Below are 22,263 nucleotides of genomic sequence, written 5' to 3'. Positions count from 1 at the left end.
TTACGGCTTGCGTGGCTGGAAGCGGACGATCGATTCACCAGCTGCCGTCTGGCGCGGCGCCGGGCGAAACGCGTGGCCGTAGATCACTTCGAAGGTCAGGCCCAGCTTGCCGTCGGGGAGGCGCTGCGCCTCGAGCGCAGCGAGCACACGCTGCCAGGCTGCGCGGCCGATCAGGCCGCGCCGGCGCGATTCGAGCGGATTGCCGCCCAGCGCGCGCACGTCGCGCAGTAGCGCCTGTGGCGTGTCGTAGGTGACCGTGATGCGCTCCATGTCCATGACCGGTGTCGAAAAGCCCGCCTCGACCAGTTGATCGCCGAAATCGTGCATGTCGACAAATGGCAACGTGTGCGGATACGCATCCAGCGCGGCAAATGCCGTGCGCAGTTCGGTGAACGTGTCGGGGCCGAAGCTGGAAAACATCAGCAAGCCCTCGACGCGCAGCACGCGGCGCCATTCGGCAAACACGCGGTCGGGCAGCGGATGCCAGTGCAACGCCAGGTTCGACCACAGCAAATCGACCGAGTTCGGGCCAAGCGGCAGGTTGCCGTAGTCACCGCACAGGACGTCGACGCCCGCCTTGGCCGGCATCAGCCGGCTCAATAACTGGTTGAGCGAACCCGAGGCGCCCGGCTTTTTCGCCGCGCGCGCCATGGCGCCGGCGCCGTCCAGGCCGACGATCTGCGCCGATGGATAGGTCTTTTGCAGCAGGGCCAGGTCGCCCCCGGGGCCGCAGCCGGCGTCAAGTACCTGCTTCGGGATGATCTTCACCAGGGCCAGGCGCTCGTGCATGCGCGCGGCGATTTCGCGGCGCAGGAAATCCGACGATGCAATGCGTTCGGGCCGCGCGAACAGGTTGCGCACACGCGACAAGTCAATGGGCGCGCTCAGCTTGGACGGGGATTGAGGAGATGCCATGGGATCGGATGCGTGATGAGATAATGTGGGCAGTTTAACCGTTTGTGGGACGCCGAGCCGATGCCGGACCTTCCCCCGCTGCCGATGCGCCTCGTGCACACGCTGCTGGACGCGTTCTTGCCCTCGTGCTGCGCACTGTGCGGCGGGCATGCGCGGGCGGCGGTGTGCGCCGATTGCGAGCAGGCGTATGTGGCGCCGACGCCGCGCTGCCCCTGTTGCGCCAATCCGACCGGCGCGCTGGACAGCACGCGGCATTGCGGCGCCTGCCTGGCGCAGGCGCCGCCCTTCGACGCCACCTGGGCAGCCTGCGACTACGCCGCGCCTCTCGACAGCCTGGTGCTGCAGCTGAAATTTGGCGCGCAACTGGCGCTGGCGCCATGGATGGCGCGCGTGTTGCATGGAGCGATTTCGTCCATCATGCATCCGGCGCCGGTCTTGCCCGACGTGCTGTGCCCCGTGCCGCTGGGCCCGACCCGCCTGATCGAGCGCGGCTACAACCAGGCGCTCGAAGTCGCGCGTCCGCTGGCCCGTGCGCTGGGCGTGCCGGTCGTCCCGCAACTGCTGCACCGGCTGCGCGAGACTGCGCCACAATCGGGCGCCGCGCCCGGCGACCGGCGCAGGAATGTGCGGGGCGCGTTCGGCGTGGCCGGCACGTTCGATGTACGTGGCCGGCATGTGGGCGTAGTCGACGATGTCATGTCGAGCGGCCACACGCTGGCAGAAATTGCCGCCGTACTGAAACAGGCGGGCGCCGCGCGCGTGACGAACATCGTCTTCGCGCGCACCCCGCCGCATGGATAAGCCTCATCATCAAGGAGAAGCACATTGTTCCACGTCGTCCTGGTCGAACCAGAAATCCCGCCGAATACCGGTAATGTGATCCGCCTGTGCGCCAACACTGGCGTGCAACTGCACCTGATCGAGCCGCTCGGCTTTCCGCTGGACGACGCCAAGATGCGCCGCGCCGGCCTCGATTACCACGACTACGCGACGATGAAGGTGCACAAGGACTGGGATGCGTTCCTGGCGGACGCCCAGCCCGATCCGGCGCGCATGTTCGCCCTGACCACACACGGCTCGGCGCCCTTTGCCGACGCCCGGTTCCAGCCGGGCGACGTGTTCGTGTTCGGCCCGGAATCGCGCGGCCTGCCCCCCGCCCTGCGCGAGACCTTCCCGCCCGCCCAGCGCATCCGCCTGCCAATGCGACCCGACAACCGCAGCCTGAACCTGTCGAATACGGTAGCAGTCGTCGTCTACGAAGCCTGGCGCCAGAACGGCTACGCCGGCGGCACCTGAACCGACGCTACAACTCAAACAGCCGTCGTGTCAAAAGCCGGGGTCAGGTCTGACATTCGGACACGGCCTCGACTGCTCGGAGGGGTACGGCCGCTGGATCACAGTAGAGCTTGTGTCCAAATGTCAGACCTGACCCCGGCTTGTTATCCTTGCCTGTGTGCCAGGCAACGGCGCCACTCACCCGAAGGCGTCGAGCAGACCGGCGCGGGCCAGCAGGTCGATGGCCTCGTCGACCTGGCGGGGTGCGATGGCCTTGAGTTCTGCGCGGTCGTCGCCAACCAGGGCGCGCATCTGCTGCGGCACGATTACCAGGTCGATGAAACGCTGCGCGATGGCCGTGGCCGCTGCAATCTGATCAGCCGACGGCGCAGCCCCGGCCAGCGCATCCACCACGCACGCTATGCCGCTACCGCGCCCAGCCTGATCCACCAGTCGCGACAATTCGGGCAGCCGGGGCGCCGTTGTCAAACTTACGCGCAGCAACGCCACTGATTCTTCCGTGAGCGCTTGCTGCAGTAGATGCAGCCCAACTGCGTGCAGGCGATCCCGCACTGGCATGGCAGGCGGCAAGTCGGGCGCAGGCGGCGCTGCGCGCTCCAGAGCGCGGTGCACGACCGCGCTGAACAACTCGTCCTTGTTGGCATAACGTGCGTACAGCGTCGCCTTGCCGGCGCCTGCCATGGCGACGACCTGGTCGCAGCTCGTCGCATCGAAACCCGCGCGCAGGAACAGTGTCGTTGCCGCATCGAGGATGCGGCGGTCTACTTCACCGGCATGCTCGGCAGACGGCCGCCCACCCCGCTTGCGCGTGGTGGGCGTTTGGTCCGGTTCAGGCAGGTTTGATGTCACGTGCATAGCAAAATAGTCATCATAATAAACTGAACTGAATGGTATAGTTCAGTTTCTGGACTCTCAATCAAAGGTGAAGCGATGGACATGCGTTTGAAATTTCTATCTGACAATATGAGGGCAATTGATTTTGGCATGCTCTCGACCCGCACCGAAGGCGGCGCCTTCGCCAGCCGGCCCATGAGCAACAACGGCGAGGTCGATTATGACGGGGACAGCTATTTTTTCACCTACGACCAGGCCCGTACCGTGGCTGATATCGAGGGCGACGCAGCGGTCGGCCTGACCTTCACTGGTGCTCCCGGCCCCCACGGGCAGCCACCGCTGTTCATCGCGGTACACGGCAACGCGGAACTGATTCGCGACAAGGCCATGTTTGCAGCGCACTGGACGGCCGGGCTCGATCACTGGTTCGAGCAGGGCGTCGACACGCCGGGATTGGTGATGATACGCGTTCGCGCCGCCCGAATCCACTACTGGAATGGCGCCGACCAGGGCGAGATCGTTCTGTAAAACCCAAAAGGACCTGGGCCACGCTGGCCCCAGCCCCATCACCGACTTGACAGGCCCGCCATGCACACTGCAATCGACGCATTTCCCATCCATATTCCAGACGCCGACCTGACCGACCTCGCCGACCGCCTGGCGCGCACGCGCTGGCCCGATGCCGAGACCGTGAACGACACCTCGCAAGGGCCGCAACTGGCGCGCATCCGCGCACTGGTGAAACGCTGGCAGGACGGTTACGACTGGCGCAGCACGGAAGCCGCACTCAACAACTGGGGCAGCAGCCGCACAGTCATCGATGGGCTGGGGATTCACTTCCTGCATATCCGCTCACCGGAACCGAATGCGACCCCACTGCTGCTGACGCATGGATGGCCGGGCTCCGTGCTCGAATTTCGCGAGCTGATCGGTCCCCTGACGCAGCCACAGGCGCATGGCGGCCTCGCGTCCGATGCATTCCATCTGGTCATTCCAGCCTTGCCCGGCTTCGGCTTTTCCGACAAGCCAACCGAGCCAGGCTGGGGCGTGGGCCGCACAGCGCAGGCCTTCGCGGAACTGATGCGCCGCCTCGGCTACGGCGAGCGCTGGGTCGCGCAAGGCGGCGACTGGGGCGCGGCGGTCACGAGCGCCATGGCGCACATGCGCGTGCCGGGCCTGGCGGGCATCCACCTGAACATGGTGATGTTCCATCCAACCGAGCAGGAAATCGCCGACGCGACACCAGAAGAGCAACAGATGCTGGACGACGCCGCGCGCTACGATAAGGAATACTCGGGCTACATGAAGCTGCAATGCACGCGCCCGCAATCTGTCGCATTTGCGCTGGCGGACTCACCGGTGGGCCTGGCCAGCTGGCTGTACGCGCTGTTCCAGGATGTGTCCGATACCGGCGGCCAGCCGGAGCGCACGATCGCACCGGACCGCCTGATCGACGACGTGATGATGTACTGGCTGACCAATACCGGCCCCAGCTCGGCACGTTTTTACTGGGAAGGCGCGCGCGAGATGGCGCGCGGCATGCCCACCGCCCCCCTGCCCCTGCCCGCCGGCATCAGCATGTTTCCAGGCGAGCAGATGCGGCTGTCGAAGCGCTGGGCCGCAGCACGCTTCGCCGACCTGCGCTTCTTTGGCGAAGCGGAGCGCGGCGGCCATTTCGCGGCGATGGAAAACCCGGCCGTACTCATCGAGCATCTGCGCGCGACATTCCGCACGATGCGCTGATCAAATCAGCCCCGATGGCCGAACACGCCATCGGCAAATACCTGCGCATGAAAGCGCTCGCCGATCAGCCGGTGCGTGGCGGCGTCCGGATGCAGCGCATCGGGCAGCGGCAGGTGCGCGTTGTCCTCGGCGCCATACAGCGCGCTGCCATCGAGGTAGTGGATGTGCGCATCGGTCCCGGCCCGCTGCGCGACGATCCTCTGCAACTGCTCGCGGATGACGCCCAGCGTCAGCTTGCCCTGGCGCCGCTCGGCATCATTGCCCATCGCACGGAACAGCAACCGGCCCTGCTCCATCGCCTTGCCATCGAACATGGTCGGCCCCGGCGTCGTTTCGTGGATCGGGCACCAGGTCGGCGAGATCACCAGCAGCGGCGTGCTCCGGTGCCGTCCTTCGCGGATCGTGTCGAGAAACCCGTGCACAGCCGGCCCGAACGCGCGCACGCGCATCAGGTCGGTGTTGACGAGATTGATGCCCAGCTTCAGGCTGATCAGGTCCGCCGGCAGGTCGCGGATCGTGCGCGCCGTGAACGGATCGAGCAAGGCATTGCCGCCGAAACCAAGATTGAACAGATCGACGCCGGCCAGACCGGCAGCCACCGCAGGCCAGATGCCGGTTGGATGCGTCGCATTCGAGCCCTGGCTGATCGAACTGCCGTGATGGAGCCAGCGGCGCTGGCCGCCTGCCAACAGCGGCGACACCGGCGCATCCGCGCACAAGCTCACCAGCTCGGTGGTCTCGTCATGGGGCAGCCAGAGTTCGACGGTCTTGTCGCCCGCCGGCAGATCGGCAAAGCGCAGCCAGTGCGGCTCGCCGGGATGCACCCGCGTTGCGCCGCTGATCATGTCGATGTCAAGGCGCTTGCCGCCCGGCGCGCTCGCCTGGGCAAGCAGCTTCCCATCGACCATCAGATCATAGATACCGTCGGGCCGCGGCGCCATCTTGCCGTAGCGGCGCTTCGTCGGCAGCACCAGCACTTCGACGACACGGGCCGTCGTCCGGAACGCCAGGCGCACGCCGGATGGCTGTGCTGCGGCCAGCGCCAGTTGCACATCCAGGTGCTGCGCGAGCGCCCAGGCCGGCAAACGTTGCGGCAGCAGGCCGGCATCGGTGCGCTCGAGCTCAACCGCGCCATGGATCAGGTCTGCGGGAATCGGCGACAGCGTGTACATGGACGTGCCCGTCATCAGGCACCCGCCGCTTCGCGGGTCAGCACCGTGAGTCCCTCGACCAGGCGATCGAGTTCTTCCACCGTCGTCGTCAGCGCCACCGTGGCGCGCACGAGGCTGGCGTCGCCCACCGGCCGCTCCACCGTGAACACGCCGAAGCGATCCAGCAGCGCCGCCTGCACGTCACGCGCGCGCATGCCGTCGATCGTGAACGCCGCCAGCGCCGTGTCGCCCACCAGCGGGCTCATCAACTGCAGGCCCGGCAGGTCCGCTACGCGCTGCACCCAGTAATTTCTGAGCCACGCGAGCCGTGCGCCTTTGGCTGCCGAGCCGCCCAGCTGCGCATGCACGTCGAGCGCCACCGGCGCAGCCATGATTGCGCTCATCGGCGGCATGCCCGCATGCAGGCGCCCGCGGATATCGTCCGCCGGATAATCGCGGTCGCCGAAGTGCGGCTCGATGCGGTCCAGGCGCGAAGACCGGATGTACGCAAAGCCCAGCCCCGGCGGCGCACCGATCCATTTGTGCAGGTTGAAGCCAGCGAAGTCGATGCCCATGGCCTGCACGTCGACGTCCAGCTGGCCCAGCGCATGCGCGCTGTCGACCAGCACGTCGACGCCGCGCGCCCGCGCCAGTGCGGCGATCTCGCGCACCGGCACCGACTGGCCATTGGCCGGAAATACTTGCGAGAGCAAAAGCAATTTCAGGCCCGGCGTATCGCGGATCGCCGTCGCATACTGTTCCAGCAGCGCGTCGCCGGACAAGGGCAGTGTCAGTTGCAGTTCGGTCGGCACCACGCCACGCCGCCCTTCCAGCCACGCCATCGCATAGCGCATCGCCGGATAATCGAGATTAGTCCACAGAACGCCATCGCCCGGCGCCAGCCGGTGGTACTGGCCGATCAGCACCTGCATCGATTCACTCGCGCTGCGCGTGAGCAGGATCTCGTGCGGTTCGGCATTGATCAGTCTGGCCAGCCGCGTGCACAGCACCGCGCCATACTCAAGGGCTTGCGCGCCCCGCAGGAACGGGCTCAGATGACGATTCAGATAATCAACCGATTCGACCAGCGCCGCCTGCACCGGCTGCGCCATCGCGCCAAAGTAGCCGTGCTCGAGATTGACGATGCCGTCGGGCGCTCGCGGATACAGGCCGGCCAAAGCCGGCATCACAGGGAGCTTGGCCATGCCGGTCAGCCCCGGATCCGCGCCACTAATTTCGTGGTCGAGCGGTCATGCTCGAAGTCGATCGCCACCGCGCGCCCGCCATACGCCAGCACGGCCTGCCCTTCGGGAATCTGGTCCATCACGTAGTCGCCGCCCTTGGCATAGATATCGGGCCGGCCTTCCTGGACCACTTCGAGCGCCGTCTGTTCGTCGAACTCGACCACCAGGCTGACCGATTCCAGCGAGGCCAGCACCGCCATGCGATCGGCCAGGGTGTTGTGCGGGCGATCGTCACCCTTGCCCAACCGCTTGACGGACGCGTCCGTGTTGACTGCCACCACGAGCGAGGCACCCAGCTCGCGCGCCTGCGCCAGATAGGTCACGTGGCCGCGGTGCAGGATGTCGAACACGCCGTTGGTCAGCACCACCGGCTTGGGCAGTGCGGCGATCCGCGCAGCCAGGTCGGCGCGCTTGCAGAGCTTGTTTTCAAATGAAGGCATGGGTATTTTAGTGTCAGTGTTTGGGCGGTTCGTCGTCAGGCTCTTCGTCGAGCGCCATCGACAGTTCGGAGGGCCGCGCCGCGCCGGCCGGCAGCCCCGGCTCCTTGCGCTCGCCCGACAGCTTGACCTGCAGGCGCAGGCCGTTGGCCGAGTCGGCATTGCGGATCGCTTCGTCGTAGCTGATGAAGCCCTTGTTGTACAGCTCGAACAAGGCCTGGTCGAACGTGCACATGCCCAGCTCGCGCGACTTGTGCATGATCTCCTTGATGCTCTGGAAGTTCCCTTTCAGGATCATCTCGGCAATCGTCGGCGTGTTGAGCAGGATTTCAATGGCGGCCTTGCGGCCCTTGCCGTCCTCGGTGCGTACCAGGCGCTGCGAGACAATGGCGCGCAGGTTCGACGACAGGTCCATCAGCAGCTGGTTGCGCCGCTCTTCGGGGAAGAAGTTGATGATCCGGTCCATCGTCTGGTTGGCATTGTTCGCGTGCAGCGTGCCCAGGCACAGGTGGCCCGTTTCAGCGAACGCGATCGCATGTTCCATCGTTTCGGTGTCGCGGATCTCGCCGATCAGGATCACGTCCGGCGCCTGGCGCAGCGTGTTTTTCAGCGCGTTGTGCCACGACAGCGTGTCGACGCCCACTTCGCGGTGCGTGATCAGGCAGTTCTTGTTCTTGTGAACGTACTCGACCGGGTCTTCCACCGTGATGATGTGGCCAGCCGAATTGTTGTTGCGGTAATCGATCATCGCCGCCAGCGTCGTCGACTTGCCCGAGCCCGTGCCGCCCACGACCAGCACCAGGCCGCGCTTGGTCATCACGACATCCTTGAGCACCTCGGGCAGGTCGAGCTTTTCAAAGTTGGGAATCTCGGACGAGATGGTGCGCACGACCATGCCGACGCTCTGCTGCTGCACGTAGACATTCACGCGGAAGCGGCACACGTTGGGCAGCGAGATCGCGAAATTGCACTCCATTTCTGTCTCGAACTCGGCGCGCTGGCGCTCGTTCATCAGCGACACCGCGAGCGCGCGCGTGACTTCGCCGCTCAGGCGCTGCTGGCTGAGGGCTTTCATGGCGCCCTGGTACTTCATGCTCGGCGGGAAATCAGCCGAGATGAAGAGGTCGGAACCGCCCTGGTGATGCATCACCGTGAGCAGTTTATGGATATAGACCTGGGCTTCCGCCGGGCCAAACGTGGTGGACATGCGGGCCTTTCACAAAAGATGCATAGGCGGGGCCTATCAAGAGATTATATCGACTATCATTCTCGCTACACCATTATTTCATGGCGCGCGCCCTGCTGCCCCGCTCTCGCGAGGCACCGGCAGCGCGCCTTGTCGAGACGCCTACCATGACCCTGACCGAGTTGAAATACATTGTCGCCGTCGCCCGCGCCAAGCACTTCGGCCACGCAGCCGAAGCCTGTTTCGTGGCCCAGCCCACGCTGTCGGTCGCCATCAAGAAACTGGAAGACGAGCTGGGCGTGCTGCTGTTCGAGCGCGGCGGCTCCGAAGTGTCCGTCACGCCCCTGGGCGCCCAGATCGTGGCGCAGGCCGAGCGCGTGCTGGAGCAGACCGCTGCCATCAAGGAATTAGCCAAGCAGAACAAGGATCCGCTGGCCGGCCCGCTGCGCCTGGGCGTGATCTACACCATCGGCCCGTACCTGCTGCCGCCGCTGGTCAAAAACCTGATCGACAACGTGCCGCAAATGCCGCTGGTGCTGCAAGAGAATTTCACGCACAAGCTGCTGGAATTGCTGCGCCAGGGCGAGCTCGACGCCGCGATCATGGCGCTGCCCTTGCCCGACCATGGGATGGCGGTGCAGCCGCTGTACGACGAGCCGTTCATCGTGGCGATGCCGAAACACCACCCGTGGGCCAAGCGCAAGGAAATTTCGGCCGAAGACCTGAAAAGCGAAACGATGCTGCTGCTCGGTGCCGGCCACTGCTTCCGCGACCAGGTGCTGGAAGTGTGTCCGGAAATGGCGCGCTTCTCGGCGCCGGGCGGCGGCACCGGCATGCAGCGCACGTTCGAAGGCTCGTCGCTGGAAACGATCCGCCACATGGTTGCCAGCGGCATCGGCCTGACGGTGCTGCCGCGTGCGTCGGTCACCGACCTGAGCGAGTCGAACGGCTTGCTGGCGTATGTGCCGTTTACCAGGCCGGCGCCGTCGCGCCGCGTCGTGATCGCCTGGCGCAAGAGCTTCACCCGCCGCGCCGCGATCGATGCGGTGATGCAGGCGGTGAGTGAATGTCATCTGCCTGGCGTGGAAATGATCACGTACGAGGCGGCGGCGTAGCGTCGGTCCACACGGCTGGCGGCGCTGTAGCGACGGCGTTGTCGGTCTTGTCGGCATCGCTGCTGGCCGCAGCCCCGCCCCTGACTGCCTCGAGCTGCGACGGCGAGAACACGATGGTCTGGGTCGGGAACGCCAGGCTGATGTCAGCCGCTTCCAGCCGCTCGAAGATCGTCAGCAGCAGCTTTTCGCGAATGATCACCTGCGTGTCGAACTCGTGCACATCGATGTGGGAAAACACCTCGATGTTAAAGGCGCGCTCGCTGATGCTGCCCAGGCGCGCGCGGTGCCCTTCTGCCATATTCTTTTCTTCGGCGAGGACTTGCTGGACGATGGAAATCGCTTCCTTCAGCTTGGCCGACGAGTTGCCATAAGCGATCGCGATCACCGGATTGAACAGGAACCGGTCGCGCGCAGCGTAGTTTTCGATCTGGCGCGCCGACAGGTCGCCATTGGGAATCGTCACGACCGTGCGCTCGTTGGTGCGGATGCGGGTCGAGCGGATACCGACGTCTTCCACGGTGCCCACCACGTCGCCGACCTTGATGAAGTCGCCCACCTGCATCGGGCGGTCGGCAATCACGGTCACGCTGCCGACCAGGTTTTCCACCGTCTTCTGGGCGCCCAGCGCCAGCGCGATACCACCGATACCGAGCGCCGCAATCCCCGTCGTGACGTCGATGCCGAAGGTGCTCAGGATCGCAATGCACGAAAACGCCAGCAGGATGACCTTGGCGGCGCGGCGCGCCAGCGTGATGACCGAAATGACCTGGCGCCGCTGGCTGCGCTGCATGCGGGCAATCGCCAGTTCCGAGATCGCATCGACCAGCCGCAGGCCGAACCACACCAGCGCGATGACGGAAACGATGCCGGTGTAGCGCAGCAAGGTCTGGCGCGCCACGATCGACACCGGCAGCTGCTCGGCCCAGTTGTAGAACACCCCGACAGCGATCAACAGGCTCACCGGCGGCAGTGCCGCCTCGAAGAAGCGGTACAGGCCATTGGCTTCCGGATCGGGCACGAGTTTGCGCATGCAGAACACGATCAGCGCCGACAGCATCCACAAGCCGCCGAACACCAGCACGCCAAGGCCCAGCAGCAGCGCCCAGTCCTTCAGCGGCGCGCCGGCGACGACGACCTGGTCGGCCGCAGGTTCCGTGACCACAGGCGCGCGCTTGGTGGCCGCAGTGATCTGGGTCAGCGTCTCGCGCGAGACGCGCCACACCTGATGCTCGCCGTCCTGCCCTTTCGTGAGCAGCACCGGGATTTTCTTGTCCTGGATGGCGATCTCGCCCACGCGCTCCTGATCGACCGGCAAGTCGTCACTCACCTTGCCGTTGGGGTCGTTGGAGAGCGTAATGAAGGTGTCGAGCGTGCCGCCATCGTCCAGCACCGCATGGAACGCGCGCGCCTGCTCCACCGCGTTGGTGCGCTGGCGTGAGCTGGTTGCTGGCGGCAAGTCGAAGTACAGCGCGGTGCGATCGTAGTCGGATTGACCAAGGGCGCCGAGCAGGCCGGAAACCATGGAGCGCGGTGTCTCGCGCTTGAGCGGATCGGGGACGGCAGGTTCGGTGGCAGCGGTTACCTCGGCATCCTGGCCGGCGGCAAACGCCGATGGTTGGGTGAGCCCCAGCAGCAATGCCAGGGACAGTGAGACCAGTAATCTCATCGACAATATTCTATTCAAAACGACTCCTTGCACGTGTTTGATCGCATGACGCATGACGCATGGCGCGGCCCGGGCGGGAGTGACGGTGCGGACACCGCGACATCCGCGGGATGGCAAGCGACTGGTGCGTCGCAATCCTGGCAAGCGCGCACGGGTAATGGCATGCCTGCGGACGCGCAGCGATGGACATGCCGTGCCGGGGCAAACGCGCTGGCCCGGACCTGCGATGCGATCGGTCTGGATGGCCGGGCAGTGGCGCCCGGGAACCAAAGTCTAGCATCCTGCCGATGTCACGCCCGCACTATTGCTGCGATCGCTGGACCAGTCACTGGACGCCTTCGCCATAAGCTGCCTCACGCTGTCGCATCACGCCGTCCAATGCGTGAGATGGTCTGGACGGTTGGCGTTGTTTCTCTGCAGCCGTGATTCTCAACCCGTTCTGGTGCGCCCGGACACGCCCTCGATCACGCCTTCGGCGGAGGCGATCAGTGTCAACGGCTGCTGCGCCAAGGCCGCAATCAGCTTGCGCGCCGTTGTGCTGCGCGTGCTGTCGCGTTCGTCAGCTTCTTCGATCCGACGGATCGTTGAAATCGACACATCGGCCACGTCGGCAAGCTTGCTGGCCGACCAGCCGAGCATCGCGCGTGCTGCACGCAAGGCGCCGGGCGTGATGTCGACGTACGGTGCCGTGGTGCCGTAGGACTCAGGCACAGGCTGCCTGAACCGGTTCAATCCGGCGATGGGGAGCAGGACGCCAATCCATTGCTGGATGTCTCCCTCGACATCCAGGATTGGCACTCCCCGCGCATTGAACCAACGATAAACGCCATCGGCACATCGCACCCGATAGTCGGTGTTGTAATGCGAGCCATGCGCGACGGCTGTCATCCAGGCGGAGCGGACGCGCTCCAGGTCTTCGCCATGGATTGCATTCATCCATCCCTCGCCTTTTATTTCCTCGACGCTCTGGCCGGTCAGGGCAGTCCACTCCGGAATATCGACCACGTATCCGTCCGCGCCAACCGTCCAGGTCGCGGCGCTCGTCTCAACGATCAACGCCAATAGTTGAGGACTGTAAAGATTTTTCATGCGCATATTTTACATTTGGGCATGCATAAAAAGAGTTATTTTTACTCTTTAAGCATGGAATTTACTTAAATTCTGATTCTTTATGATTCATTTGATATGCTCATTGTCCCGGCTTCACCATTGACACTAAAGGAAGCTATTCCATGGGCACTCATCTAGACGGACGACAAATCGCACCGGCGCCGTGTGAAAGTGAACGGATTGCATTTCTGGGTCAGATTCAGCCACATGGCTTCCTGCTCGAGGTATCGCCGGACTGGAACGTCGTTCGCTGTTCCGACAACCTCGGAAATTATCTGCCAACCGAAGTCAGCCAGGCAAGCGGGCGCCCACTCCATGAGCTGATAGGACGGCGCGCGCTGCACGATATCCGCGGTGAATTGCAGGTCATTGGCATGAAAGGTGGCGTGCGACACCTGCTCGATGTCCCGGTCGGTGCCGATGGAATCGACACGCGATTGTTCGATCTGTCGGTGTCGCGTACCGGTGAATCGATCATCATCGAATGCGAACCATCGGTTGCCTCAGGTGACGACGCCTCAGGGCGCATGATTTCATTGCTCAACCAGTTGCGTGATGCAAGCGATATCGACCGCTTCTGCGATGTGCTGGCAGCACAGACGCGCGTACTGAGTGGGTACGATAGAACAATGGTCTACAAGTTTCACGAAGACCTCAGTGGCGAGGTCGTTGCCGAACGCAGCGGTGCAGGCATGGACAGCTTCCTGGGTCTGCGCTACCCCGCCAGCGATATCCCGGCGCAGGCGCGTGCGCTGTATCTGGTCAACCCGCTGCGCGTCGTCGCCAACGTAGGGGCGCAGAACGCGTTCCTGGTGCCGCTCCTCGACTACAAAGGCGACATGCTCGATCTGTCGATGGCGTCCCTGCGCGCCGTCTCACCGGTACACATCGAATACCTGAACAATATGGGTGTGTGCTCCTCGATGTCGGTATCGCTGATCGTCGACGGCAAATTGTGGGGCTTGCTCGTATGTCACCATAATAGTCCCCGCTATCTGGCGGCGACATTGCGGATGGCCCTTGAGTTCTACGGCCAGATGGCCTCGTCCATCATCGAGAACTTTGTCCGCCGTGCGCAGGAGCGCGGCCGCGCGGTGTCCCGCGACACGCACATGCGCATGTTGTCGATGGTGTCACCCAACGCCGTTGGCGAAGATAATCTGTTCGCAATGCTGTCAGACTTGCGAACAAGCCTGAATGCCAGCGGCATGGCCACGTATGTCGACGGCCTCGTGCGAAGGGTTGGATCGACACCTGGCCTGCCCGCCATGATGCGGCTGGTGAAATTCCTGAACGGCGCCACGACCAGCGAAATTTTCACCACGCATTGCCTGGCACAGACTTGCCCGGAAGCGGTGGCCGATTGCCCGGGCGTAGCGGGATTACTGGCAGTTCCCATCTCACGCAGCCCGCGTGACTTCGTGCTGTTTTTCCGCGATGAACTCGTCGCAGAGGTGAAGTGGGCGGGCAAGCCCGACAAAGTCGTTCGTGCCGATGCAGGGGTCTTGCGCTATTCGCCACGCGCCAGTTTCGCGCTGTGGAAAGAACGTGTGCACGAGCAATCGGCGCAATGGAGCGATGCCGACCGTGACAAAGGCGAGTCACTACGGGTTTCTTTGCTTGAAGTCATGCTCAGAATGACCGATACAGCGGAGAAGATGCGCAAGCAAAGTAACGATCAGCAAGACACACTAATCGCCGAGCTCAACCACCGCGTTCGCAATATTCTCAATCTCATTGTCGGGCTGGTACGCCAATGCGGCAACAGCGCGACCTCCGTCACGCAGTTTACCGAAGATATCAGTTCGCGCATCCATGCTCTGGCACGTGCTCACGACCAATTGACCAGTAGCGGATGGCGACCAAAATCGCTGAGCGATATGGTACGCATCGAGGCTGCTGCCTACCTCGGCAACAATGCTGCCAGCGTCATCATCATCGGCAGCGACTGGGCCATTGAGCCGGAGGCGTTCGCCACACTGGCGCTGGTGTTCCATGAACTGATTACCAATTCAGCGAAATATGGCGCATTCAAGCACGAGGGCGGCCATGCCAAATTGCTCCTGGAGCGTGGCGATACGGGTGATCTCTCGGTCCAATGGTCCGAACACGGCGGCAGCAGCGTCGTGCCGCCTACGCGGCGCGGCTTCGGTTCGACCATTATCGAGCGTGCGATTCCCCACGAACTGGGGGGTAAAGCGGCGATCGAATTTGCGCCAGATGGCTTGATAGCGCGCTTCGAGATTCCAGCGCGTTATATTTCAAGCAATGACGACGCACCAGCCACGTCGTACCCAATCATCGCGCACACACCGTCTCCCCTGCTGCCACCGCCTATCGGAAACATCCTGCTGGTCGAGGATAATTTGCTGATTGCAATCGAAACCGAGTCTACGCTGCTGTCGATGGGTGCCGAAAGTGTGCAGGTCGTCTCTACAGTCGCCGCAGCCCTCGAGACACTTCGCCAGTTCACGCCGGACTTCGCCGTACTCGATTACAACCTGGGCCGCGAAACCAGCCTGGCAGTTGCGGAATATCTCAGCGAGCAGAACATACCATTCATGTTTGTCACCGGCTACGGCGACACGGCAATCATTCACCAGCGATTCCGTGGACGCCCCGTCGTCTCGAAGCCGTATGATGCCAGCGCGTTGATTTTGCACATCGCATTGGGCGCGAAGCGGACGTGACTACCGAGGTAATTGAACGACAGGCGAAAACAAGAAGGCTATCGGTCGCTAATCCGGATCTTTTACGCTGATGCCATTCAGGAACAAGTCCACCAGGTGGCCGATACGCGATGTCGATGAACGGTCAGCGTCGATCGCGATCGAAATGGCAGTGACCACACAGATCAAGTCCTCGTAAGTGACATCGCTGCGGATGGCGCCCGCTTCCTGTGCGCGCTGAAGCAAGCGCTGCCCTTCAGCCGTGATCGCATTGCATCCTGGCGTCCCGCATTGGATCACCGTCCCGATCGACGCAGCAAGGCTCTGATAAATGCTGGTGTTGCTGGCAAGTTCTTCAAGATAAGCGCGTACCGCGGCGCCTGGCGTGAGGTCTGCGTCGCGCGCAAGGCTGGTCTGGGCCAGCGACAAGAAACGCTCATTGCTGGTAGCGGCCAACAGCGCTTCACGCGTGGGAAAACGGCGATACAGCGTACCGATACCGACGCCTGCGCGCTTGGCAACATCCTCCAGTGGAACATTCGCGCCTTTTTCAAGGAATAGCGCCTCGGCGGCAACGAGGATCAGTTCGCGGTTTTTTTGCGCATCAGCCCTGAGGGCAGGTTCATCGCTCACTATTTTGCTCTTTCGCTTGTTAAGTGGAGGAACCCTCCGTATTATAAGTGGGGCGATCCTCCACTTTTAAAAAGGGTACCAGAAAATGACGAAGCGTTTTGAAAACAAGGTTGTGGTGATCACAGGCGGAAGCGATGGCATCGGTCTCGCAACGGCGAAACTGTTCGCCATCGAAGGTGCGCACGTGTACATCACAGGGCGCCGGCAAGCATTGCTGGACGACGCCATAAACGAGATCGGGCACGGCGCGGTCGGCGTACAAGGTGACGTCACCAACGCTGCCGACGTCGCCCGGCTGTACGAACGGATCGAACGCGACCACCAACGCGTCGATGTCGTGTTCGCCAATGCAGGCATGTACGAGGTCAAACCACTCGATGCGATCGACGATGCCCATTTCGATTCCATCTTCGACATCAATGTGAAAGGCGTGGTGTTGACTGTGCAGAAAGCACTGCCTTTGATGACGGCGGGAAGTGCGGTCGTCCTCAACGGCTCCATCGCTGGCAGTAAAGGCTTGCCAGGCCAGTCGCTCTATAACGCGAGCAAGGCGGCGGTGCGCTCCTTCGCCCGAAGCTGGACGAATGACCTCAAGCAGCAGGGTATCCGTGTGAATGTGGTCTCGCCCGGTGGCACGGAAACACGCCTGATACGCAGCTATCTCGACGCGCAGCCGGCTGTTGAAGAGGCGCTGAATAAAAGCGTTCCGCTTGGGCGGCTGGCGGAACCGAACGAGGTCGCACGGGCAGTGCTCTTCCTGGCATCAAGCGACAGTAGCTTTGTCGCTGGACATGAACTCTTTGTCGATGGCGGTGTCGCGGCAGTGTAGGCCAGGGGCGAGCGATCCGCGATAGCGAATCGACGGCTTGTCTGAAAGGTGCTATTTTCACCGATGATTTATTTTCGGAAACAACCATGCTGACGACACCGGGCAGGCGTCCCCGCCTCTTCACCTCCCCTACCCTCTGGCTCGTCCTGATGAATATCGGTGCGTGGGTGTATCTGGGTATGCACGGCGTCGACTGGATGTCGCCCAACCCGAGAGACCTGACCGCCTGGGGTGCCAATCTTGGCCCCTACACCCTCACCGGCGACTGGCAGCGGCTCGTGACGTCGATGTTCCTGCACCACGGCGCACTGCACCTGGGCCTGAACATGCTCATGCTGTCGCTGATCGGGCCGTTGTGCGAGGCGGCCTGGGGCCGGATCCGTTTCACACTGATCTATCTGTTGTCCGGCTTGTTCAGTGGACTGGCCAGCGCCTGGTGGTTTGCGAGTCTGGCCGTGCGCAATATGGGCTACGACCTGGTGCCATCGGCGATGGGCTTCACGCCGCACTTCGCGACCACGGTCAGCGCCGGCGCATCTGGCGCGCTGCTTGGCGCGTCCGGCGCCCTCCTGGTGCATGCGCTGTGCGCTGGCAACGCAGCGAAAATCGAATTGAAAGTCATCTTCCAGGTGGTCGCGCTGAATATCGGCATGGGCTTTCTGGTAGCCGGCACCGATAACGCCGGGCACATCGGTGGCGCGCTTGCCGGGATCGCCATCGGCGCCCTGCTGATGCTGCCGGGGCGCGTGTTGCGGATCGGCCCTGCGGTGCAGTCGGCGGTCGTGTTCGCCGTCAGCCTGGGCGTGCTGGTGGTGCTGGTCAGGCAGCCGCCATCCGACCAGGTCAGCCGGATCGCGCAGATCCTGCGCGCATCGGAGGTGCTCGCCGCGCAGCGGGAAGCGGCGCGGGCCGTGCATCCTCAACGCCCGTAATGCCGTCCACGCGGCGCAACATTGGGTTGAACGCGTCGGAGGCATAGCCGGCTCGGCGCCCCCTCCCACCCTACGGATTTGCCGTAGGGTGGGCGGGTACCCCGCCCACGCGTTCAACGCAACCTGCCCGATCAGCCTTGGCGGCGACGGGCCACCATCAGCCCACCCAGCAGCAACGGCAGCATCAGCGCGATCGTCGATGGCTCCGGCACTTCGGCCATGATCGAGAACGTGTCGCCGGCGCGCATGCCGGTGGTATCGAGCAGCCAGTCGCTGCGGCCATTGACGAGCGTCGGGTTCCCGAACTGGAACTCGGCCGGTTCGCCATTGGCGAACGTGATCGCCGCGTTGTAGAACGAGTTGTTGACGCTGAGCGCTTGCGAGAATGCGGACACCGTGCCCGGCGCAGCAAAACGGATGCCCTGCAAGCCAAAGTTAAACTGCGGGAACGACATGCCGCTCAGGTTGAACACCATCGCGCTCAGGCTCAGCGGGCCGCCGATATCGGCTTCCTCGAGCACGAAGTTGAGCGTGGTGCCGCTGAAATTGGCCAGCGCCAGATCGAACGACACGGCGCCGGCGGCGCTGTAGTCGGTCACGGCATTGCCTGCCGCGCTGTTCGAGCTGACCAGCAGCGCAGCGTGAGCCGGCGCCAGGGACGAGAAGGCCAGCGCAGCCAGGCCGGCGGTGATGAATTTGTTGATGGTCATGATGATGATCCTTGAATGAATGCGGTGAGAATTACAGCGGACCCTTGGCCCATGGACCCGAGATCGCGAAGGTGATGCCTGGCGTCTGGATATTGACGAACAGGTAGCGGCCGGTCGGATCGAAGCAGGCACCGGCAAATTCATTGCCGCGGCCATCGCCGGCCAGGGTCGGCGCCTTGCCGGCGGCGGTCAGCTGGGCCGCCGTCAGATTCACATTGTTTTTTGCAAAGATGTACGCGTCACCGGCGCCCGTCAGGCCCATCAGGCGCTGGCCGAAACCGAAGGTGTCGGTAATCGGGCTGGACGAGTCTTCGCAGATCAGCAGGCCATCGCGCGGGCTGACCGCCAGGTTGTCGCCCATATTGCCGATCAGCGGGCTCGGGCTCGAATAGATGCACTTGAGCGTCTGGCTGGCCAGGTCTAGTTCCCAGATCGCGCCGCGGTTGACCGGACCGCCCGACGTGTCCATCACGTACAGCTTGCCTTTGGTATAGAAGATGCCTTCGCCGCGGTTCATGCGCAGCGCGCCCTTGGCCCAGCCCTGGTTGAACGGGCCGGCGGCATTGCTGATCGCCTGGCCATTCAGGCCCACGCTGTTACCGCGGTTGGCGTCCGGATTCGGGATCGACACCCATTCCAGTTCGTACGTCAGGTCGACCGACGCGGTGGCCAGGTTGACGTTGTTGACGCCCTTGACCTTCGCCATTTCGAGTACGCCGCCGCGCGCCAGCGAACCGGCCGCGCCCGTCTTGATGTCCGGCACGTAGCGATAGAAGCCCGACTTGCCCGACGAATCTTCCGTCAGGTAGACATTGCAGTTGGCCGGATCGACGGCGGCGGCTTCGTGCGCGAAGCGGCCCATGTTCACGATCGGCTGGCCGGTCGTCTGGCGCGGATCGACCGTCACTTCGAACACGTAGCCGTGCTTCTTGCCGCCGGCGGTGATCGCGTCGGAACCGACTTCTTCGCAGGTCAGCCACGTGCCCCATGGCGTGACGCCGCCGGCGCAGTTCTGCTGCGTGCCGCCCAGGCTGGGCGTCATGCTGACCCAGTCGCCATCGCGGAACACCAGGTTGGTGGTGCCGCCGCACGAGCGGTTGGTCGTGGTGGTGTTGATCGTGCCGCCATCGTAGAAGCTGTAGGCGTTGATGAAATTGCCAGCTGCACTGCTGGTGATTTCATGATTGCGCACCAACACCTGTTCGGTGCTGCGGCCGACCTTGCGCGTGGCGATCACGCCCATGCCGTCGTGGCCGGCCGGGCATGGCCGGCCGTCGGTCATGGTATCGCCGCGCCAGCCATAGCTTTTATAGCTAAAGCCAGGCGGCAGTTGCAGCAGCGGCAGGCCGGTGCTCAGGTCATTGGTTGGCGCGATCGGGCCATATGGGCTGTCGACCAGCGCGGTAACACCATTGGCGGCGGCAGCTTCACGGGCATGCAGCGCGGCGAAGGCGCCGACGAATGGCAGCGCACTGGCGCCGGCGATGCCCTTGAGCAGGTTGCGGCGCGACGGCGACGTGTCGTGGTTGTTCATGTGTACTTCTCCATTGATTGGACGTGCGAGCCGGTGGACCGGCATCTCGAATGTTGGCAGCGCCTGAGCGGCGGCCCGCCTGTCCTTACCACCCCGGCTTGGACCGATGCATTAAAGCAAACGATCATGTCAAGATAATGACAACAAAAAGACAATTTTTCGGCATACACCGTTGGTCGTGACACATGCCTGTCATGCACATTGCATGCGGCCTGCTGCGGCAAGGGTGCGCCGCGCAGCGTTCGCAAACCGGCTAGAATTGCTGTCTTCCGATCAATATTTTTTGCGACAAAAAAGCGAACACATGAACAAGCTGGCGCTCTACTTTCGCCTGATCCGGGCCGACAAGCCGATCGGCATCCTGTTGCTGCTGTGGCCCACCCTGTGGGCGCTGTGGATGGCCTCCGGCGGCGTGCCGGCGTTCGATGTGCTGGCGATCTTCGTGGTCGGCACGGCGCTGATGCGCTCCGCCGGCTGCGCGATCAATGACTACGCCGACCGCGACTTCGACCGCCACGTCAAGCGCACGGTCGACCGCCCGCTCACAAGCGGCAAGATCCGGGGCTGGGAAGCGGTGATGGTCGCGGCCGTGCTGGCGATCGCGTCGTTCCTGCTGATTTTGCCGCTCAATGCGCTGACTAGGCAGTTGTCGGTGGTGGCCGTGGTGGTTGCTGGCACCTACCCGTACTTCAAGCGCTTCTTCGCCATTCCGCAGGCTTACCTGGGCATCGCGTTCGGCTTCGGCATCCCGATGGCGTTTGCCGCCGTGCAGGGCGCAGTCCCAAGCGTGGCCTGGTGGCTGCTGGTGGCCAACGTGTTCTGGGCGGTGGCCTACGATACCGCGTATGCGATGGTCGACCGCGACGACGACATCAAGCTGGGCATGCGCACGTCGGCCATCACCTTCGGGCGCTTCGACGTGGCGGCGATCATGCTGTGCTACGGCGCGTCGCTGGCCATCTTCCTGCTGTGCGGCTGGTCGCTTGGTCTGCGCTGGTGGTTCGTGGCCGGTGTGGCGGTAGCAGGCGCGATCGCGCTGTATCACTACACGCTGATCCGCCACCGCGACCGGATGAATTGCTTCAAGGCCTTCCGCCATAACAACTGGCTGGGGGCCGCACTGTTCATTGGTGTCGCACTAGACTATGCATTAGGTTAATATTGTCCGAAATGCATTCATCGCTGCTTCGGCAGCGTGATCGACCACCACACCAAGAGGCCCAATATGATCGAAAAAATCCCGACCCAGACCAATACCCGCGACCAGCTGGTCAATGACCTGAAAAGCGTCATCGGCGACGCAGAATCGTGGCTGCGCAACGGCAGCCAGCTGACCGGCGAAGAACTCAAGTCGGCCAAGGCCAAGTTCGAGCAGACGCTGGCCTCGGCCAAGGTCGGCCTGATCAACGCCGAAGAAACCGTGGTCGAGCGCACCAAGGTCGCCGCCAAGGCCACCGACGAATACGTCAAGGACAACCCATGGAAATCGGTTGGCCTGGGCGCTGCCATCGGTGTTGTCATCGGCATGCTGATCGTCCGCAAATAAAATGACGATCCCCGCGACCATTTCGCGCATCGGGGCCACGCTGCTTGCCATGCTGCGCACGCGGCTTGAACTGGCGACGCTCGAACTGCAGGAAGAAACGCACCGCCTGTTCGGCTATGTGGCCTGGGGCATCGCTGCCGCCTTCTTCGGCGTGGTCGCGGTGCTGCTGCTGATCCTGTTCGTGCTGGTGCTGTTCTGGGATACGCACCGCCTGCTCGCCGTTGGCGGCATGACGCTGCTGTTCGCGCTGGGCAGTGTGCTGGCATTCTTCAAGGTCCGTGGCGACCTGACGAACCGTGGACCAATCATGGCTGCCACGCTGGCCGAACTGCGCAAGGATGCGCAAGCTGTCAAAGGAGAGCCGATCGATGACGTCAAAATCTGAACCACTGGCGGTGCGCCGCCGCTTGCTGGCCGCGCAATGCGCCGAACAGCGCGCCCAGATGTCGGCCGACGTGACGCTGCTGCGCACGCCGTCGGCGATGGGCGGCACCACGGGTTACGTGGCGCAGCACAAGAAAGCCATCCTGACCGCCGCCGGCGTCGGGCTGGGCATCCTGCTCACCAAGCCGGCCTGGGTGGTCGGTGCGATCACCGCAGGATTGTCAGCCTACAAGCTGGCGCAGAAGGTGTTGCCGGTGCTGGGGTGGAGGAAGTTCGAGGTACATTGAACCCCGCACTCCCGCATGACACGAAGGGGCGTCCGCATTGGC

The 22,263-nt window shown here is 63.5% G+C and carries 23 protein-coding genes; 12 read left to right on the top strand and 11 right to left on the bottom strand.

Annotated elements, in window-relative coordinates:
• Window positions 1-915 carry a methyltransferase domain-containing protein gene (locus AC56LV_RS19000; protein ID WP_499559952.1) on the bottom strand — a complete coding sequence of 305 codons (915 nt, stop codon included), beginning with the start codon at window positions 913-915 and terminating at the stop codon, window positions 1-3.
• Between the two features lie 60 nt (window positions 916-975).
• Here AC56LV_RS19000 and AC56LV_RS18995 point away from each other — a divergent pair, with 60 nt between their 5' ends.
• Both AC56LV_RS18995 and trmL read left to right on the top strand, forming a co-directional pair.
• Entirely contained in the window at window positions 976-1,716 is a 741-nt protein-coding gene (locus tag AC56LV_RS18995; RefSeq protein ID WP_499559951.1) for a ComF family protein, read from the top strand.
• A 24-nt stretch (window positions 1,717-1,740) separates the two neighbouring features.
• A complete protein-coding gene (gene trmL, locus AC56LV_RS18990) occupies window positions 1,741-2,211 on the top strand; it encodes a tRNA (uridine(34)/cytosine(34)/5-carboxymethylaminomethyluridine(34)-2'-O)-methyltransferase TrmL (protein ID WP_499559949.1) in 471 nt (156 codons plus the stop codon).
• Window positions 2,212-2,388: 177 nt separating this feature from the next.
• On the opposite strand, the gene AC56LV_RS18985 is transcribed toward trmL, so the two are convergent.
• Window positions 2,389-3,066: a TetR/AcrR family transcriptional regulator gene (locus AC56LV_RS18985; RefSeq protein WP_499559947.1), complete on the bottom strand. Its 678-nt coding sequence runs from the start codon at window positions 3,064-3,066 to the stop codon at window positions 2,389-2,391.
• 75 nt (window positions 3,067-3,141) lie between these two features.
• Between AC56LV_RS18985 and AC56LV_RS18980 the strand changes: the two genes are divergently transcribed.
• A complete protein-coding gene (locus tag AC56LV_RS18980) occupies window positions 3,142-3,573 on the top strand; it encodes a pyridoxamine 5'-phosphate oxidase family protein (protein ID WP_499559945.1) in 432 nt (143 codons plus the stop codon).
• Window positions 3,574-3,633: 60 nt separating this feature from the next.
• A complete protein-coding gene (locus tag AC56LV_RS18975; RefSeq protein WP_499559943.1) occupies window positions 3,634-4,788 on the top strand; it encodes an epoxide hydrolase family protein in 1,155 nt (384 codons plus the stop codon).
• A gap of 5 nt (window positions 4,789-4,793) precedes the next feature.
• On the opposite strand, the gene AC56LV_RS18970 is transcribed toward AC56LV_RS18975, so the two are convergent.
• The 4 genes from AC56LV_RS18970 to AC56LV_RS18955 are packed head-to-tail and all read right to left on the bottom strand — an operon-like array spanning window position 4,794 to window position 8,827.
• Window positions 4,794-5,975 carry an SGNH/GDSL hydrolase family protein gene (locus AC56LV_RS18970; RefSeq protein WP_499559941.1) on the bottom strand — a complete coding sequence of 394 codons (1,182 nt, stop codon included), beginning with the start codon at window positions 5,973-5,975 and terminating at the stop codon, window positions 4,794-4,796.
• A complete protein-coding gene (locus tag AC56LV_RS18965) occupies window positions 5,975-7,144 on the bottom strand; it encodes an aminotransferase class V-fold PLP-dependent enzyme (protein WP_499559939.1) in 1,170 nt (389 codons plus the stop codon). The genes AC56LV_RS18970 and AC56LV_RS18965 overlap by 1 nt, the downstream gene beginning before the upstream one ends.
• 5 nt (window positions 7,145-7,149) lie before the next feature.
• Window positions 7,150-7,623 (bottom strand): D-glycero-beta-D-manno-heptose 1-phosphate adenylyltransferase, encoded by a 474-nt coding sequence (rfaE2, locus tag AC56LV_RS18960; RefSeq protein ID WP_499559937.1) that lies wholly within the window; start codon window positions 7,621-7,623, stop codon window positions 7,150-7,152.
• Between the two features lie 13 nt (window positions 7,624-7,636).
• Window positions 7,637-8,827, bottom strand: coding sequence for a PilT/PilU family type 4a pilus ATPase (locus tag AC56LV_RS18955; RefSeq protein ID WP_499500925.1), 1,191 nt, complete (start codon window positions 8,825-8,827; stop codon window positions 7,637-7,639).
• 146 nt (window positions 8,828-8,973) lie between these two features.
• On the opposite strand from AC56LV_RS18955, the gene AC56LV_RS18950 reads away from it, so the two are divergent.
• Window positions 8,974-9,921 (top strand): LysR substrate-binding domain-containing protein, encoded by a 948-nt coding sequence (locus AC56LV_RS18950; protein ID WP_258836589.1) that lies wholly within the window; start codon window positions 8,974-8,976, stop codon window positions 9,919-9,921.
• Here the strand turns inward: AC56LV_RS18950 and AC56LV_RS18945 are convergent.
• Window positions 9,899-11,587, bottom strand: a complete 1,689-nt coding sequence (locus tag AC56LV_RS18945; RefSeq protein ID WP_499559935.1) for a mechanosensitive ion channel family protein — start codon at window positions 11,585-11,587, stop codon at window positions 9,899-9,901. The genes AC56LV_RS18950 and AC56LV_RS18945 overlap by 23 nt on opposite strands.
• Before the next feature lie 429 nt (window positions 11,588-12,016).
• A complete protein-coding gene (locus AC56LV_RS18940; RefSeq protein ID WP_499559933.1) occupies window positions 12,017-12,676 on the bottom strand; it encodes a PAS domain-containing protein in 660 nt (219 codons plus the stop codon).
• Between the two features lie 143 nt (window positions 12,677-12,819).
• Between AC56LV_RS18940 and AC56LV_RS18935 the strand changes: the two genes are divergently transcribed.
• Complete coding sequence (locus AC56LV_RS18935; protein WP_499559931.1) at window positions 12,820-15,387, top strand: HWE histidine kinase domain-containing protein; 2,568 nt, start codon at window positions 12,820-12,822, stop codon at window positions 15,385-15,387.
• Window positions 15,388-15,435: 48 nt separating this feature from the next.
• Here AC56LV_RS18935 and AC56LV_RS18930 read toward each other — a convergent pair whose 3' ends face one another.
• Entirely contained in the window at window positions 15,436-15,999 is a 564-nt protein-coding gene (locus AC56LV_RS18930; RefSeq protein WP_499559929.1) for a TetR/AcrR family transcriptional regulator, read from the bottom strand.
• An 85-nt stretch (window positions 16,000-16,084) separates the two neighbouring features.
• On the opposite strand from AC56LV_RS18930, the gene AC56LV_RS18925 reads away from it, so the two are divergent.
• Together AC56LV_RS18925 and AC56LV_RS18920 are read left to right on the top strand one after the other, a co-directional pair.
• Window positions 16,085-16,828, top strand: coding sequence for an SDR family NAD(P)-dependent oxidoreductase (locus AC56LV_RS18925; RefSeq protein ID WP_499559927.1), 744 nt, complete (start codon window positions 16,085-16,087; stop codon window positions 16,826-16,828).
• Between the two features lie 86 nt (window positions 16,829-16,914).
• On the top strand, window positions 16,915-17,760 hold the full coding sequence (locus AC56LV_RS18920) for a rhomboid family intramembrane serine protease (protein WP_499559925.1): 846 nt from the start codon (window positions 16,915-16,917) through the stop codon (window positions 17,758-17,760).
• Window positions 17,761-17,891: 131 nt separating this feature from the next.
• On the opposite strand, the gene AC56LV_RS18915 is transcribed toward AC56LV_RS18920, so the two are convergent.
• Both AC56LV_RS18915 and AC56LV_RS18910 read right to left on the bottom strand, forming a co-directional pair.
• A complete protein-coding gene (locus tag AC56LV_RS18915; RefSeq protein WP_499559923.1) occupies window positions 17,892-18,470 on the bottom strand; it encodes a PEP-CTERM sorting domain-containing protein in 579 nt (192 codons plus the stop codon).
• A 31-nt stretch (window positions 18,471-18,501) separates the two neighbouring features.
• Complete coding sequence (locus AC56LV_RS18910; RefSeq protein ID WP_499559921.1) at window positions 18,502-20,004, bottom strand: PhoX family protein; 1,503 nt, start codon at window positions 20,002-20,004, stop codon at window positions 18,502-18,504.
• Window positions 20,005-20,308: 304 nt separating this feature from the next.
• On the opposite strand from AC56LV_RS18910, the gene ubiA reads away from it, so the two are divergent.
• The 4 genes from ubiA to AC56LV_RS18890 all read left to right on the top strand — a co-directional run bounded on the left by ubiA (window position 20,309) and on the right by AC56LV_RS18890 (window position 22,221).
• Window positions 20,309-21,163 (top strand): 4-hydroxybenzoate octaprenyltransferase, encoded by an 855-nt coding sequence (gene ubiA / locus AC56LV_RS18905; protein WP_499559919.1) that lies wholly within the window; start codon window positions 20,309-20,311, stop codon window positions 21,161-21,163.
• 66 nt (window positions 21,164-21,229) lie between these two features.
• On the top strand, window positions 21,230-21,550 hold the full coding sequence (locus AC56LV_RS18900; RefSeq protein ID WP_332532988.1) for an ElaB/YgaM/YqjD family protein: 321 nt from the start codon (window positions 21,230-21,232) through the stop codon (window positions 21,548-21,550).
• 1 nt (window position 21,551) lies between these two features.
• Window positions 21,552-21,935 (top strand): phage holin family protein, encoded by a 384-nt coding sequence (locus tag AC56LV_RS18895; protein WP_499559917.1) that lies wholly within the window; start codon window positions 21,552-21,554, stop codon window positions 21,933-21,935.
• A complete protein-coding gene (locus tag AC56LV_RS18890; RefSeq protein WP_499559915.1) occupies window positions 21,919-22,221 on the top strand; it encodes a hypothetical protein in 303 nt (100 codons plus the stop codon). Before AC56LV_RS18895 ends, AC56LV_RS18890 begins: the two co-directional genes overlap by 17 nt.
• The last annotated feature ends 42 nt before the right edge of the window (window positions 22,222-22,263 follow it).

The sequence above is a fragment of the Telluria sp. RB2R28 genome (assembly GCF_059685835.1).
The sequence above is the reverse complement of the archived record's forward strand: the minus strand, read 5'-3'. Positions and strand labels throughout refer to the sequence as shown.